Source organism: Actinophytocola glycyrrhizae (genome assembly GCF_042653545.1).
GTDB lineage: Bacteria > Actinomycetota > Actinomycetes > Mycobacteriales > Pseudonocardiaceae > Actinophytocola > Actinophytocola glycyrrhizae.
In genome coordinates this window covers 71,397-85,271 of the sequence record NZ_JBHSIS010000006.1, presented here as the reverse complement: position 1 = coordinate 85,271, position 13,875 = coordinate 71,397, and the positions used below count along the sequence as shown (strand labels likewise).

Sequence of the window (13,875 nt, the reverse complement as noted above, 5' to 3'; positions counted from 1 at the left end):
GGGTGGTTAGGCTCTGTGGGTGACTGAGGCTGACGTGAGTGCCCTTCTTGGGCCCGGCGACATCCGGCGGCTCGCCGCGGAGTTGGACGTCCGCCCCACGAAGAAGCTCGGGCAGAACTTCGTGCACGACCCCAACACCGTGCGCCGCATCGTGGCCGCCGCCGGGGTGCGGGCCGACGACACCGTCCTCGAGGTCGGGCCCGGGCTCGGGTCGCTCACCCTGGCCCTCCTGCCGGTCGTCCGGAAGGTGGTGGCCGTCGAGATCGACCCGGTGCTCGCCGGGCGGCTCCCCGCGACCGTCGCGGAGCGGGCGCCCGTTGTCGCGGACCGGCTCACCGTCGTCAACGCCGACGCGCTCAGGGCCACCAGCGAACAGCTCCACGCCCCGACGGCGCTCGTCGCGAACCTGCCCTACAACGTCTCCGTGCCCGTCGTGCTGCACCTGCTCGCCGAGCTGCCGACCATGACCCGTGCGCTGGTCATGGTCCAGGCCGAGGTCGCCGACCGCATGGTGGCGGGCCCCGGCTCCAAGGTCTACGGCGTGCCCAGCGTCAAGATCGCCTGGTACGCCCACGCGCGGCGGGTCGCCACGGTGCCGAGGACCGTCTTCTGGCCCGTGCCCAACGTCGACTCCGCGCTCGTCCTCCTCACCCGCCGCGAACCGCCGCCAGGGGACCGGAAAACGGTGTTCCCGCTCGTCGACGCGGCCTTCGCGCAGCGGCGCAAGACGCTCCGGGCAGCCCTCGCGACCTGGGCGGGAACAGCCGACCGGGCCGCCGGCATCCTCACCCGCGCCGGGGTCGATCCGGCCGCCCGCGGGGAGACCATCACGGTCGGCGACTACGCCTCGATAGCCCGAACGGCGGGCAAGGGACTGGAGTAACGATGTGATCCTCCGAATAGCAGGACTCAATTCGGGGGTTCGCGGGTTGCCAACCAGTGGACCCGTCAGGTGTACTTGTCAGCGGTAATCCATCCCGAGCGGCCGAGAGACCTGGCTCTGAGACGCCGCAGCAACCACCCGTCGCGGGCAGGTGCTACCGCCAGGAACGATGGAGGAGTGAGAACGGTGCAGATCCTCACCACCAGGCGGGTCATCGACCAGTGCAGGCGCACGGTCACGGGCTGTCGTCGCATGTGCTCATCGAACTGAAGCTGATTCGAGCCATCCGACTTCCCTGAGCCCTGGCCGACGGGGCCACTCACCACACGCGGGTACGCACCCGCGTGCGCCTGGACTGGAGTACCCGAACGTGATCACCGTCGAGAACCTGACCAAGTCGTTCCGAAGTACTACCGGCGCCGTGGTCGCGCTGGACGACGTCACCCTGAACGTGGAAGCCGGTGTGATCGCCGGTGTCGTGGGCCCGGCCGGGGCCGGCAAGTCCACCCTCGCCAGGGTGCTCGCCCTCCGCGAACGTCCCGACAGCGGCGTCTTCCGCCTCGACGGGCTCAACACCGCGGCGCTCGACCAGCGCAGCCTGCGCGCCGCGCGTGCCCGCATCGGCGTCGTCCCGGCAGGTGAGTCGCTCCTCGCGCAGCGCACCGCGGCCGGCAACATCGCGCTCCCGCTGGAGCAGGCCGGGGTGGACGGCCCGCGCCGCCGCGACCGGGTCGGCAAGCTGCTGGACCTGATCGGGCTCACCGACAAGGCCGCCACCTACCCCGACCAGCTCACTCCCGGCCAGCGGCAGCGGATCGCGATCGCGCGTGCGCTCGTCGGCGAGCCGACCGTGGTGCTGGCCGACGACCCGACCGGCGGCCTGGACGCGACCGGCGCCGCCGGTGTGCTCGCGGTCCTCGACCGCGCCAGGGGAGAGTTGGGCGCGACCGTCCTCATCGCCACGCAGGACGCGGGTGTCGTCCGCAAGATCGCCGACGACGTCGCGGTGCTGGAGGACGGGCGCATCCTCGAACACGGCAGGCTGCTGGACCTCGTGCAGGACCCGGACAGCCGGGTCGCGCGCACGGTCCTTCCCGCGATCGAGAAGACCGCGCCCGGTGTCGCGGACGTCGTCCTGGTCGGGTTCGCGTCGATCGGGGCGTTGCTGCCGGAGGCCGCGAGCCGGTTCGGCAACGAGATCACCGTGTCGGGCGGTGGCGTGACCAAGATCGGCGAGACGCCGGTGGCGCGGTTCCGGCTCGGCATCACCGGCGAGCGGGCCGACGCGGCGCTGGGCTGGCTGGAGGAGCGGGGCGCGTACGTGCAGCGTGCGCTGACCGGACCGCGCGCCGTGGCAGCCGCGTAGCGACCGGTCCCGGCGGTGGCCGTAGGCTTGCACGGTGCTTGCGGTAGTGCCCCGCCCGGTGACCGTCCGGGTGCCGTCGAAGGTGAACCTGCACCTCGCGGTCGGCGACCTGCGGCGGGACGGTTTCCACGAGTTGACGACCGTCTTCCAGTCGCTGTCGCTGACCGACGAGGTGACGGTCGCCGTCGCCGACGATCCCGGTGTCGAGGTCCAGGGTGAAGGCGCCTCAGCGGTGCCGACGAACGGTGCGAACCTGGCGTGGCGGGCCGTCGAGGAGCTGGCCCGGCACGTCGGCCGTGACGTCGGCGAGCTGAAGGTGCGCGTGCTGATCCGCAAGGGCATCCCGGTGTCCGGCGGCATGGCGGGCGGCAGCGCCGACGCGGCGGCCACGCTGGTCGGTCTCGCGAACCTGTGGAAGCTGGAGATCGGCCGCGACGAGCTGGCCGGGGTCGCGGCGAACCTGGGCAGCGACGTGCCGTTCATGCTGCACGGCGGCACCGCGCTCGGCACGGGCAGGGGCGAGGCGATCGTGCCCGTGCTGGCCCGCCACACCTTCCACTGGGTGCTGGCCTTCGCCCGCGGCGGCCTGGCCACCCCGAAGGTCTACGGCGAGCTGGACCGGCTCCGGGCCGAGGGCGACCCGCCTCGCGTCGGCGAGGTCGAGCCGGTGCTGGAGGCGCTCGCGTCCGGCGACCCGCACCGGCTGGCCCTGTTGCTCGGCAACGACCTCCAGGCGGCGGCGGTCTCGCTGCGCCCCGGCCTGCGGCGCACGCTGCGCGCGGGGGTGGCGGCCGGTGCTCTCGCGGGCACCGTCTCGGGTTCCGGTCCGACCTGCGCGTTCCTGTGCGCGGACGGCGACGACGCCCTGCGGGTGGCAACCGAGCTGTCCGGCGCGGGGGTGTGCCGCACGGTCCGCGTCGTCCACGGCCCGGTCCCCGGCGCCCGCGTGGTCGGTGGCGACGACGAACCGAGTTCCGCACCGCCACAGGTGCACGCGTGATCACCCGCGGGTGATCGTCGGCCCTCGGCGGACGTGCGATACCGCGCCAGGTCGCGGGCGCATGACGGCCGGGCGGCCGGGATGGGTAACGTTGCCGATCGTGGTCAACCTGGTCAACCTCGAGGCGGTCGCCAAGAGCTACGGCGTGAAGCCGCTGCTCGACGGCGTCTCGCTCGGTGTCGGTGCTGGTGACCGCATCGGTGTCGTCGGGCTCAACGGTGGCGGGAAGACCACGCTGCTCGAGGTGCTCGCCGGTCTCGAACCGCCGGACGCCGGGCGTGTCAGCCGGGGCAGGAGCCTGCGGCAGGCCGTCGTCACGCAGCGCACCGAGCTGCCGGCGGGGTCGACGGTCCGCAACGCGGTGCTCGACCCGCTCGGCATCACCGCGGAGCACGAGTGGGCAGCCGACCCGAGGGCCCGCTCGATCCTCGGCGGTCTCGGCATCACCGGGTACGGGCTCGACGCGCCCGTCACCGACATGTCCGGCGGGGAGCGGCGCCGCGTCGCGCTCGCCGCCGCGCTGGTCCAGGAGCTGGACCTGCTGATCCTCGACGAGCCGACCAACCACCTCGACGTCGAGGGCGTGCGCTGGCTCGCCGACCACCTGCTCGCCCGCGGCACCGCGCTCGTCGTCGTCACCCACGACCGCTGGTTCCTCGACACCGTCTGCACCCGCACCTGGGAGGTCGTCGGCGGCAGGGTCGAGCAGTACGAGGGCGGGTACGCCGACTGGGTCTTCGCCCGCGCGGAACGTGCCCGGCTCGCCGCCACCCTGGAGGAGAAGCGGCGCAACCTGGCCGCCAAGGAGCTCGCGTGGCTGCGGCGCGGCCCGCCGGCCCGCACGTCCAAGCCGAAGTACCGCATCGAGGCCGCCGAGACGCTGATCGCCGACGTGCCGCCGCCGAGGGACTCCGTCGAGCTGCTCGCGTTCGCGAAGCGGCGGCTCGGCCGCACCGTGCTGGAGCTGGAGGACGTCACGCTCCGCGCGGGCGACAAACTGCTCGTCGAGAACCAGACGTGGCGGATCGGGCCCGGTGACCGCATCGGTCTCGTCGGCGTCAACGGGTCCGGCAAGACGACGCTGCTGCGGCTTCTGGCCGGGGAGACCGAACCGGAGACCGGCAAGCGGATCCAGGGCCAGACCGTGCGGATGGCGTACCTGTCGCAGGAACTGCACGACCTGCCGGGCACGCTGCGCGTGCTGGAGGCCGTCGAGGAGGTCGCGCGCCGCGTGACCCTTGGCAAGCAGGAGATGTCGGCCTCGCAGCTCGCGGAACGGTTCGGCTTCCCAGCGGCCCGCCAGTGGACGCCGGTGTCGGACCTGTCCGGCGGCGAGCGGCGGCGGCTGCAGATCGCGCGGCTGCTCATGGCGGAGCCGAACGTGCTGCTGCTCGACGAACCCACCAACGACCTCGACATCGACACGTTGCAGCAGCTGGAGGACCTGCTCGACTCGTGGCCGGGCACGCTGGTCGTGGTGTCCCACGACCGGTACCTGGTGGAGCGCGTGTGCGACACGGTCGTCGCGCTGCTCGGCGACGGGCGGATCACCGACCTGCCGGGCGGCATCGACGAGTACCTGACCCGCAGGGACGCGGCGATCGCGGCGCCGGCACCGAAGGCGCCGCAGGCGGACCGGCCGAAGTCCGGTGCCGCCGAGCGCCGCGCCGCGCAGAAGGAGCTGGCCCGGCTGGAACGGCAGCTGGACAAGCTGTCCGGCCGGGAGGCCGAGCTGCACGAGGCGCTCGCGGCTGCCGCGACGGACGCGGAGCGGCTGCTGGCTCTGGACGCGGAGCTGCGCACCGTGCTCGCGGAGAAGTCATCGGTCGAGCAACGTTGGCTGGACGTGGCGGACGTCGCGGAATAGCCCCATCTAGGCTTGGGACATGAGTCGTTTCGTCGACAAGCTGCTCGCCACCGCCGGTGATGGCGGGCAGCGGCGCGGAGTCACCACGGGAGAGCCGGGCGAGCCGGTGCACACCACGTGGGCCCAGGTGCACGAGCAGGCCACTGCGATGGCGGGCGGGCTCGTCGCCCACGGCCTCGCCAAGGGGGACGCGGTCGCGGTGCTGGCCGCGGCACCCGCCGCGATCGGCCCCGCCGTGCAGGCCGTGTGGCTGGCCGGTGGCAGCGTCACGATGCTGCACCAGCCGACCCCGAGGTCGGACCTCGCGATGTGGGCCGAGGACACCGTGCGGGTCCTCAACATGATCGGGTCGAAGCTGGTGCTGCTCGGTGACCCGTTCGACCAGCTCGCGCCGGTGCTCGACCAGCACGGCATCGGCTACCTGCTGATCAGCGACCTGGCGGACGGCACACCGCTGGAGACGTTCGTCGAGGTCGACGAGGAAGCCCCGGCGCTGCTGCAGCTGACGAGCGGCTCGACCGCCGAACCGAAGGCCGTGCGGATCACTCACGGCAACCTGCTGGCGAACATCACCGCGATGGCCGACCGCGCCGAGCTCGACCCCGAGCACGACGTGATGGTGTCGTGGCTGCCGATGTTCCACGACATGGGCATGGTCGGCTTCTACACCACCCCCATGGCGTGGGGGATCGAGCTGGTGAAGGTCACGCCGGTCGACTTCCTGACCGCGCCGCTGCTGTGGGCCAAGCTGATCACCAAGTACGGCGGCACCATCACCGCGGCCCCGAACTTCGCCTACGCCCTGCTCGGCCGCCGCCTCGGCGGCGAGGACGACGACGCGGACTACGACCTGTCGAAGCTGCGGATCGCGTTGAACGGCGCCGAGCCCATCGACGAGAAGGCGGTGGCGGCGTTCGTGCACGCGGGCGCCCGCTTCAAGATGCCCGCGGAGTGCGTGTTCCCCGCGTACGGCATGGCGGAGGGCACGCTCGCGATCTCCTTCGCCAGCCCCATGATCGGCCTGCGGCTGGACCACCTGGACGCGGTGGCGCTGGAGGAGGAGGACCGCGCGGTCCCCGTCCCCGCGGACACCGAGGAGTCGTCGCGCAGGACGTTCGCGATCCTCGGCCCGCCACTGGACGGCTTCGACGCGCGCATCGTCTCCGTCGCGGACGGCACCGTCCGCAACGAGCGGGAAGTGGGCGAGATCCAGGTCCGCGGCCCGTCGGTCACCCCCGGCTACCTCACCGTCGACGGTCCACTCGCGACGATGAACGAGGACGGCTGGCTCCCGACCGGCGACCTCGGGTACACAGTGGACGGTGAGATCGTCATCTGCGGCCGCGCGAAGGACGTGATCATCCTGGCCGGCCGCAACATCTACCCCACCGACATCGAACGCGCGGCGACCTCGGTGGACGGTGTCCGGGCAGGCAACGCGGTGGCGGTCCGCCTCGACGCGGGCACCCGCCGCGAACGGTTCGCGGTGGTGGTGGAATCCCGCTTCGCGGGCGACGCGGAGAAGGCGAAGGCGCTCCGCAAGAACGTCGGCGCCCGGGTTTTCGAGGCGGTGAACGCCCGGCCGTCCGCCGTGCTCGTGCTGCCCGCCGGGACGCTGCCGAAGACCCCGTCCGGCAAGCTCCGCCGTGCCGCCGCCGGTGAGCAGCTGGCGGAGTCGATCAAGGCCGCTTCGTAGGCAGGGCGTCGAGCCACGCCTGCCGGAGCGCGTCGACGGTGCCGGCGTGGAAGCCGCCGTTGTCGGTGCGCGTGAGGGTGAAGGCGAGGAGCTGCTCGCGGTCCGGGGAGGTCGCGAGCAGCTTCAGCAGGGCGGCCACGTCGGAAGGGGCGTAGCCGGGTTCGCCCTGTGGTGCCGGGGGGAGCGGGAAGGTGGGGGCGGGCTTGGGCGCGTAGTCGGCCAGGGTCCGGCCGGTGGCTTCCGGTTGCGGCGCTGGTTGTCCTGGTGCGTCCGGCTCGTCTTCCGGCACCGGGTTCCGCGCCGTGTCCTCGGGGACTGGCCTCGCGGTGTCCGGCTCTTGTGCCGGGACGGCGCGAGCGGCGTCGGTCGGCGCGCCCAGCTCCGGCATGGCCCCCGCCCGGAAAGCCGAAGCCGCCTGCCCAGCCGCCACCGACTGCGAACGACCGGCGCTCTCGTCCGGCTCCGCCTCGGCAGGGACGCCGGTTTTGTCGGTGCCCGCGGCTACGCTGGATTCCGGGGGGCCGGAGGCCGCGCCAAGCGCACGTTTCAACGGTTGCGTACTCGGTGACGGCAACGACGGCGGCTGTGTGAACAGCATCGGGTTCGTCTGTTCAGCAGGCGTCGGCGGCGGCACCGGCCGGGGCTGATGGCCGGGGAACGGCACCCATGCGACCGGCGCCCCCGAGGCGAACGCACCACCCGCGATGGGCAACCCACCCGCGTGCGGAACCCCGTTGCCGGGTCCGCCGACGGGACCGGGGTGACCGTTGGCCGGGGCCGGGTTGGGGGTGTGGGCGCCGGGGGAGGAAGCGGCGCTGGGGGCGCCTGCGTCAGGGCGGCCGGGCACGGCGTTGGCGGGACCGGGTAAACCCGGTGGCACACCGCCGGGAGACGCACCCTGGGCACCGGCCGCACGGCGGTCCAGTTCCTCCACCACCAGGTCGAGGAACTCGTCCACCTGGTCCTCGTGGTAGCCGCGGCGGATGAACGGCGCCGGGTCGAACTCGACCTCCCGTACCTGCGTCGCGGTGAGGTCGTCCTCGCCCGCGAGGGTGGCCTGTACGCGGTCGAGGAAGTCGTCGACCTGGTCCTCGTGGTAGCCGCGGCGACCGAGTGGGGCCCGGTCGAACGTCACGACGTCGACGACGATCGGGGTCAGTGGCACGTCCATCGGCACTCCCTAGCGGGCGTGGAAGAGGTTCTGTGCCGCCTCCAGGCCCTTGCCTACCAGCGCTTCCGTCGCGTCGGCGCAGTGGTCGACGGACAGCGCCAGCTCCTTGCGTTCGGTCGCCGAGAAGTCCCGCAGCACGAAGTCGGCGGGGTCCATGCGGCCCGGCGGTCGTCCGATGCCGAACCGTACCCGCAGGTAGTCGCGGGTGCCGAGGCTTTTGGAAATCGAGCGGAGGCCGTTGTGGCCGTTCTCGCCGCCGCCCAGCTTCAGGCGGACCGTCGGGAACGGCAGGTCCAGCTCGTCGTGCACGACGACCACGTCGGCGGGATCGACCTTGTAGAACCGGGCCGTGCCCACCACGGGGCCGCCCGAGACGTTCATGAACGACCTGGGTTTCGCCAGCACCGCCCGGCGCCCGCCGAGGCGGCACTCCAGGACCTCGGCGCCACCCTTGTGCGCCTTGAACCTGCCGCCGACACGGGCCGCCAGCTCGTCCACCACGAGGAAACCGACGTTGTGCCGGTTGGCGACGTAGCGCGGCCCGGGGTTGCCGAGTCCCACGACCAGGACCGGCTCGTCAGCGGAAGCGGAAGTCATGCCTGAAACGCTAACCGGGCGGCCCCTGGCAGGGACCGCCCGGTCAGCTGAACTCTCAGTCCTCGGAGGAGGAGGACTCGACGGGCGTCTCGGTCTCGGTGTCGGCCTCGGGCTCGCCGCCGTCCATGTCACCGGCGGTCGGGGACACGTTCACGGCGACGATCAGCGTCTCCGGGTCGGTCACCAGCTCGGAGCCGGCCGGCAGCGGGACGTCCTTCGCGAGGATCTGCGAGCCTGCCTGGACACCGTCGACGGACACCTCGAACTGCTCCGGGATGTGCAGCGCCTCGACGGAAACCTCGACGGTGGTCGCGTCCTGGGTGACGAGCGTGCCGGGGGAGGCCTCACCGACGATGATCACCGGCACCTCGACGTTGACCTTCTCGCCGCGCTGGACGAGCAGCAGGTCGACGTGCTCGATGTAGTTCTTGATGGGGTGAATGGTGACGGTCTTCGTGAGCGCCAGCTCGCTGGAGCTGTCGATCTCCAGCGTCAGCACGGCGTTCTGACCGTGCTCACGGACGGCGCGGGCGAACTCGAGCGCCGGCAGGGCCAGGTGCTTCGGGTCGGAGCCGTGGCCGTAGAGCACCGCGGGGATCTTGCCGGCGCGACGGGTGCGGCGCGCGGCGCCCTTGCCGAACTCGGTACGGGCTTCGGCGGCGAGACGGACCTCGGACACGGTGGTGCACTCCTTGCTAAACATGAACCTTGGGGGCGGCGGCGACCTGCGGCGACGGGACATGAGCGCGCGGCAGTCAAGCCGCCGCGTCGATCACGCCAGGCGTGACGCCCGCCCTCGCCGAGGCAACCCAGATAGTCTACGCGGCCGGATTTCGCAAGACCACAGGGGGCCCCGCCGCGAAAACACGTGTGCGGGCCGCGGCGAGGACCGCGGCCCGCACACGTGGCAAAACCTCAGGCGTTCCCGTCGAACAGGCTGGTCACCGAGCCGTCCTCGAAGACCTCCTGGATGGCGCGCGCCAGCAGCGGTGCGATCGACAGGACCGTCATGTTCGGGAAACGCTTCGTGTCGGGGATCGGGAGCGTGTTGGTGAACACGACCTCCTTCGCGCCGCACGCGGACAGCCGCTCCGGCGCCGGGCCGGACAGCACGCCGTGCGACGCGGCGACGACCACGTCCGCCGCGCCCTCGTCCAGCAGTTGCCCGACGGCCTTCGCGATGGTGCCGCCGGTGTCGACCATGTCGTCGATGACAACGCACAGCCGGTCGCGGACCTCACCGACCACGCGGTTGGCGACGACCTCGTTGGGCCGCAGCGGGTCGCGGGTCTTGTGGATGAACGCGATCGGCACGCCGCCGAGGTCGTCGGCCCACTTCTCGGCGAGCTTGGTGCGGCCCGCGTCCGGCGACACGACCGTCACGTTCTCCGCGCCGTACCGTTCCTTCACGTACCGCGACAGCAGCGTCTGCGCGAACAGGTGGTCGACCGGGCCGTCGAAGAAACCCTGGATCTGCGCGGTGTGCAGGTCCACGGTCATGATCCGGTCCGCGCCGGCCGTCTTGAACAGGTCGGCGATCAGGCGCGCGGAGATGGGCTCGCGGCCCTTGTGCTTCTTGTCCTGCCGCGCGTACGGGTAGAACGGCATGATCACGGTGATCCGCTTGGCCGACGCCCGCTTCAGCGCGTCCACCATGAGCAGCTGCTCCATGATCCACTGGTTGATGGGCTCGCAGTGGCTCTGGATGACGAACGCGTCGCAGCCGCGCACCGACTCCTCGAACCGGACGAAGATCTCGCCGTTCGCGAAGTCGTAGGCCGACTGCGGCGTGATCGACACGTTGAGGTGCTTCGAGACCTCTTCTGCGAGGTCGGGGTGCGCCCGCCCGGAGAAGAACATCAGGTTCTTCTTCGGCGTCCCGGACTTGGCGTTCATGAGTGCCCGCCCGCCTGTCCGGAGCTCACGGTGTGGGTCACGCGCCGGTGGTCGGCCTGCGTCACGTTCCCCTGGGACGGGGTTGGGAAGACCGCGGCTGTCATGACTGTTCCTCCGATGTCTCGGACGTGATGCCCAGTGCGCGCCTGGCGGCCTCGGCCGCCGGCGTGCCCGGCCGCTTGCGCAGCACCCAGCCCTCGATGTTGCGCTGCGAGCCGGCCGAAACGGCCAGCGCGCCGGGCGGCACGTCGTCCCTCAGCACGGCCCCCGCCCCGGTGTACACGCCGTCCCCGACCTCGACCGGCGCGACGAACATGTTGTCGCAGCCGGTGCGCGCGTGCGACCCGACGGTCGACCGGCGCTTGGACACCCCGTCGTAGTTCACGAACACGCTGGCGGCGCCGATGTTGGTGTACTCGCCGATCGTCGCGTCGCCGACGTAGGACAGGTGCGGCACCTTCGTGCCCTTGCCGATCTCGGAGTTCTTGACCTCGACGAACGTGCCGATCTTGCCCGTCTCGTGCAGCACGGTGCCCGGCCGCAGGTAGGCGTACGGGCCCACACTCGCGCCGTCGCCGACCACGGAGTCGCTGCCGTGCGCGCGCACCACCTTCGCCGCCGCGCCCACGCGCACGTCGGTCAGCGTGGTGTCCGGGCCGATGGTCGCGCCCTCGCCGACGGTGGTGGTGCCGCGGAGTTGCACGTTCGGCTCCAGCAGCACGTCCCTGGCCAGTTCGACGCCGGCGTCCAGCCACACCGTGGCCGGGTCGACCATGGTGACCCCGGCACGCAGCCACTGCTCGGTGACGCGCCGGTTCATCTCCCTGCCCAGTGCCGCGAGCTGCACGCGGTCGTTGACGCCCTCGACGAGCCACGGGTCGTCGCAGGTCCACGAGCCGCAGCGGTGCCCGTCGCCGCGGGCGATGGCGAGCACGTCGGTGAGGTACTGCTCGCCCTGCGCGTTGTCGGTGGACAGCCGCCCCAGCGCGTCGGCGAGCACGGCGGCGTCGAACGCGTACACCCCCGAGTTGATCTCGGTGATGGCCGCCTGCTCCGGCGTGGCGTCCTTCTGCTCGACGATCGCGGCGACCGTGCCGTCCGCGTCGCGGACGATGCGGCCGTAGCCCTGCGGGTTGGCGACCCGCGCCGTCAGCACGGTGACCGCGTTGCCCTTCTCGCCGTGCTCGGCGAGCAGCGCGGACAGGGTGGTGGTGTCGAGCAGCGGCACGTCGCCGTAGGTCACGAGGACGGTGCCGGTCAGGTCCGCCGGCAGCACGTCGAGCGCGCAGCGGACCGCGTGCCCGGTGCCGTGCTGCTCCTCCTGGACGGCGACGGTGACGGGCGAGACGATGCTCTTCTCGACCTCGGTGAGGTGCTCGGTGACGGCGTCGCGGCCGTGGCCGACGACCACCGCGACACGCGCGGGCCGCACCCCGGCGGCGGCGCGGACGGCGTGCTCGACGAGCGAGCGGCCCGCGAGCCGGTGCAGCACCTTCGGGGTGCGCGACCGCATCCTGGTGCCCTCGCCGGCGGCGAGGATGATCGTGCTGACTTCTCCGAGCCCGGTCGAGCTCTCCGGCATATCAGCCGTCTCCCTTGGCGCGAGATCGATTCCGAGGTCGGTCATCCGACCTCCGGAGGTCGATCCTACGTTGCTTCCGGGAGCACCCACGCAGGGTCGGTCGCGGGTTCCCGGACGCTTTCCGGCGTGTCCGGTTCGTCCTCGGGGACGGCGACCACGTCGTTGCCGCCACCGCGTTTCGCCTGGTACATGGCGGCGTCGGCGCGGGAGAGGGCACGGGCGGCGGTTTCGCCGGGACGGAGGGACACCACACCAACGGAAAGTGTGACGCCGTGCGAGAGGTCGTGCGGGAGGCCGGCCACCGCGTCGGCCGCGCGGCGCAGCGCGGCGGCCGCAGGCTGCAGCGGCGCGCCGGGCAGCAGCACGATGAACTCGTCGCCGCCGTAGCGGGCCACCATGTCCGACCCGCGCAGCGTGTCGCGGACCGTGCTGGCGATCACCCGCAGCACGTCGTCGCCGTCGGCGTGGGACATGCGGTCGTTGACGCCCTTGAACCCGTCGAGGTCCACCAGCGCGATGGCCAGTGGCTTCTCGCCGACCTGGGTGGACAGCTCCTCGAGTCGTTCGTCCAGCGCGCGCCGGTTCGGCAGGCCGGTCAGCGGGTCCTGCAGTGCCTGACGGGCGATCGTGCCGTGCTTGCGGGACAGCCGCTCGTGCTCGCGGCGGGTGTCGAGCGCGGTCTTGCGCGACAGCCGCTGGGCCGACAGCTGCGCCTCCAGCTCCGCGACGTACAGCTGCAGCGCGCTCGTGGTTCGCTCCCCGCCGTCTGCGGCGCCCGCGAGGCTCGACAGCCGGGCGAACTCGCGGATCAGGCACAGGTACAGGCCCTGCTCGGACTGTGTGCTGTGGAGCCGTTTCTGCACGTCCCCGAGGGTCTCGACGGCTTCCTCGAGGTGCCCGGTGTGCGCGAGGCAGCGGGCGAGCGCGATGCCCACGAAGATCACCTCGCGCTGCGGGGCCAGCTCCAGCAGCCCATGGAGCCGTTCGAGGTGCTCGCCCGACGGGTTCGCGAGCGCGTGCGCGGCGCCGATCACCGGGAGCTGGTCGGCGGCCGAGCGGCCGGGCATGCGGCGGAACAGCGACTCGCGGAACGGCAGCTCGATGCCGCCCGCCATGGCCGCGGCCTCGGCGAAGTGGAGCGCGGCCTCGCCGTCCTCACCCGCTCGTTCCAGGCGCAGGCCCCAGCCGAGCTGCAGGCGGGTGCGGGTGAGCAGGTGCACGGAGATGTCGTGCGAACCGGCGCCGCCCCGGATGTGCCGGTTCGCCTTCTTCATCACCTGGTCGGCGACCTCGTACACGCCGAGCTGGGCGAGCACGGTGCCGAGGTCCATGAGTGTGGCGGTCATCAGCACGTGCCACACGCGGCTGCCGAACATCGGGTCGGGCGTGATCTTCTCGTCGAGCATCGCGAGGCCGACGGCGACCTCGGACAGCGCGTCGTCCTCCTCGCCGACCATCAGCAGCCGGGTGCCGCGCAGCGCGTGCGCGTCGGCCTCCAGCACGAGGAGCTTGTTGCAGCGGGCGTGGTCCAGGAACTCCTCGACCATGTCGCCCGCCGAGAGGGCGGACCGGCTGTCGACGACGCGGATCGCGGTCGCGGCCCGCAGCAGCTGGCCGACGAGCCTCGGCTCGTCCCGGCGGCGGGCCTGTTCGAGGAGGCGGTCCATCTCGTCGACGTGGCGGGCGAGGTCGGTCCGTTCGCCCGCCTGCGTGATCGCGAGCAGCTCACGGGCGCGACCGACCAGCCACGCGTCGGAGCGTTCGTCCAACGCGGGTCGGTCAGCGTCGAGTCGCGTCTCGGCTCGCTCGCCGCCATC

The 13,875-nt window shown here is 72.2% G+C and carries 11 protein-coding genes and 1 riboswitch; of the genes, 5 read left to right on the top strand and 6 right to left on the bottom strand.

Annotation, left to right across the window (positions count from 1 at the left end; genetic code table 11):
- Positions 1-19 precede the first annotated feature (19 nt).
- From rsmA to ACFPCV_RS11130, 5 genes are all read left to right on the top strand, one after another.
- Positions 20-883 (top strand): 16S rRNA (adenine(1518)-N(6)/adenine(1519)-N(6))-dimethyltransferase RsmA, encoded by an 864-nt coding sequence (gene rsmA, locus ACFPCV_RS11150; protein ID WP_378056015.1) that lies wholly within the window; start codon positions 20-22, stop codon positions 881-883.
- Positions 884-969: 86 nt separating this feature from the next.
- Positions 970-1,059: riboswitch (SAM riboswitch) on the top strand.
- A gap of 194 nt (positions 1,060-1,253) precedes the next feature.
- Positions 1,254-2,249 carry a methionine ABC transporter ATP-binding protein gene (locus ACFPCV_RS11145; protein WP_378056014.1) on the top strand — a complete coding sequence of 332 codons (996 nt, stop codon included), beginning with the start codon at positions 1,254-1,256 and terminating at the stop codon, positions 2,247-2,249.
- 34 nt (positions 2,250-2,283) lie between these two features.
- On the top strand, positions 2,284-3,249 hold the full coding sequence (locus ACFPCV_RS11140) for a 4-(cytidine 5'-diphospho)-2-C-methyl-D-erythritol kinase (protein WP_378056013.1): 966 nt from the start codon (positions 2,284-2,286) through the stop codon (positions 3,247-3,249).
- Positions 3,250-3,349: 100 nt separating this feature from the next.
- Complete coding sequence (locus ACFPCV_RS11135; RefSeq protein ID WP_378056012.1) at positions 3,350-5,116, top strand: ABC-F family ATP-binding cassette domain-containing protein; 1,767 nt, start codon at positions 3,350-3,352, stop codon at positions 5,114-5,116.
- A 19-nt stretch (positions 5,117-5,135) separates the two neighbouring features.
- On the top strand, positions 5,136-6,812 hold the full coding sequence (locus tag ACFPCV_RS11130) for a fatty acyl-AMP ligase (RefSeq protein ID WP_378056011.1): 1,677 nt from the start codon (positions 5,136-5,138) through the stop codon (positions 6,810-6,812).
- On the opposite strand, the gene ACFPCV_RS11125 is transcribed toward ACFPCV_RS11130, so the two are convergent.
- The 6 genes from ACFPCV_RS11125 to ACFPCV_RS11100 all read right to left on the bottom strand — a co-directional run bounded on the left by ACFPCV_RS11125 (position 6,796) and on the right by ACFPCV_RS11100 (position 13,827).
- The gene (locus tag ACFPCV_RS11125) at positions 6,796-7,983 is read right to left on the bottom strand and encodes a DivIVA domain-containing protein (protein ID WP_378056010.1); all 1,188 of its coding nucleotides are present in this window, start codon (positions 7,981-7,983) and stop codon (positions 6,796-6,798) included. The two genes, ACFPCV_RS11130 and ACFPCV_RS11125, sit on opposite strands and share 17 nt — an antisense overlap.
- Positions 7,984-7,992: 9 nt before the next feature.
- Positions 7,993-8,580 (bottom strand): aminoacyl-tRNA hydrolase, encoded by a 588-nt coding sequence (pth, locus tag ACFPCV_RS11120; protein ID WP_378056009.1) that lies wholly within the window; start codon positions 8,578-8,580, stop codon positions 7,993-7,995.
- A gap of 55 nt (positions 8,581-8,635) precedes the next feature.
- Complete coding sequence (locus ACFPCV_RS11115) at positions 8,636-9,259, bottom strand: 50S ribosomal protein L25/general stress protein Ctc (protein ID WP_378056008.1); 624 nt, start codon at positions 9,257-9,259, stop codon at positions 8,636-8,638.
- Positions 9,260-9,495: 236 nt separating this feature from the next.
- Positions 9,496-10,476 (bottom strand): ribose-phosphate diphosphokinase, encoded by a 981-nt coding sequence (locus tag ACFPCV_RS11110; RefSeq protein WP_378056007.1) that lies wholly within the window; start codon positions 10,474-10,476, stop codon positions 9,496-9,498.
- A 100-nt stretch (positions 10,477-10,576) separates the two neighbouring features.
- Positions 10,577-12,058 (bottom strand): bifunctional UDP-N-acetylglucosamine diphosphorylase/glucosamine-1-phosphate N-acetyltransferase GlmU, encoded by a 1,482-nt coding sequence (glmU, locus tag ACFPCV_RS11105; protein WP_378056914.1) that lies wholly within the window; start codon positions 12,056-12,058, stop codon positions 10,577-10,579.
- A 65-nt stretch (positions 12,059-12,123) separates the two neighbouring features.
- Positions 12,124-13,827, bottom strand: coding sequence for a GGDEF domain-containing protein (locus tag ACFPCV_RS11100; RefSeq protein ID WP_378056006.1), 1,704 nt, complete (start codon positions 13,825-13,827; stop codon positions 12,124-12,126).
- Positions 13,828-13,875: the final 48 nt, after the last annotated feature.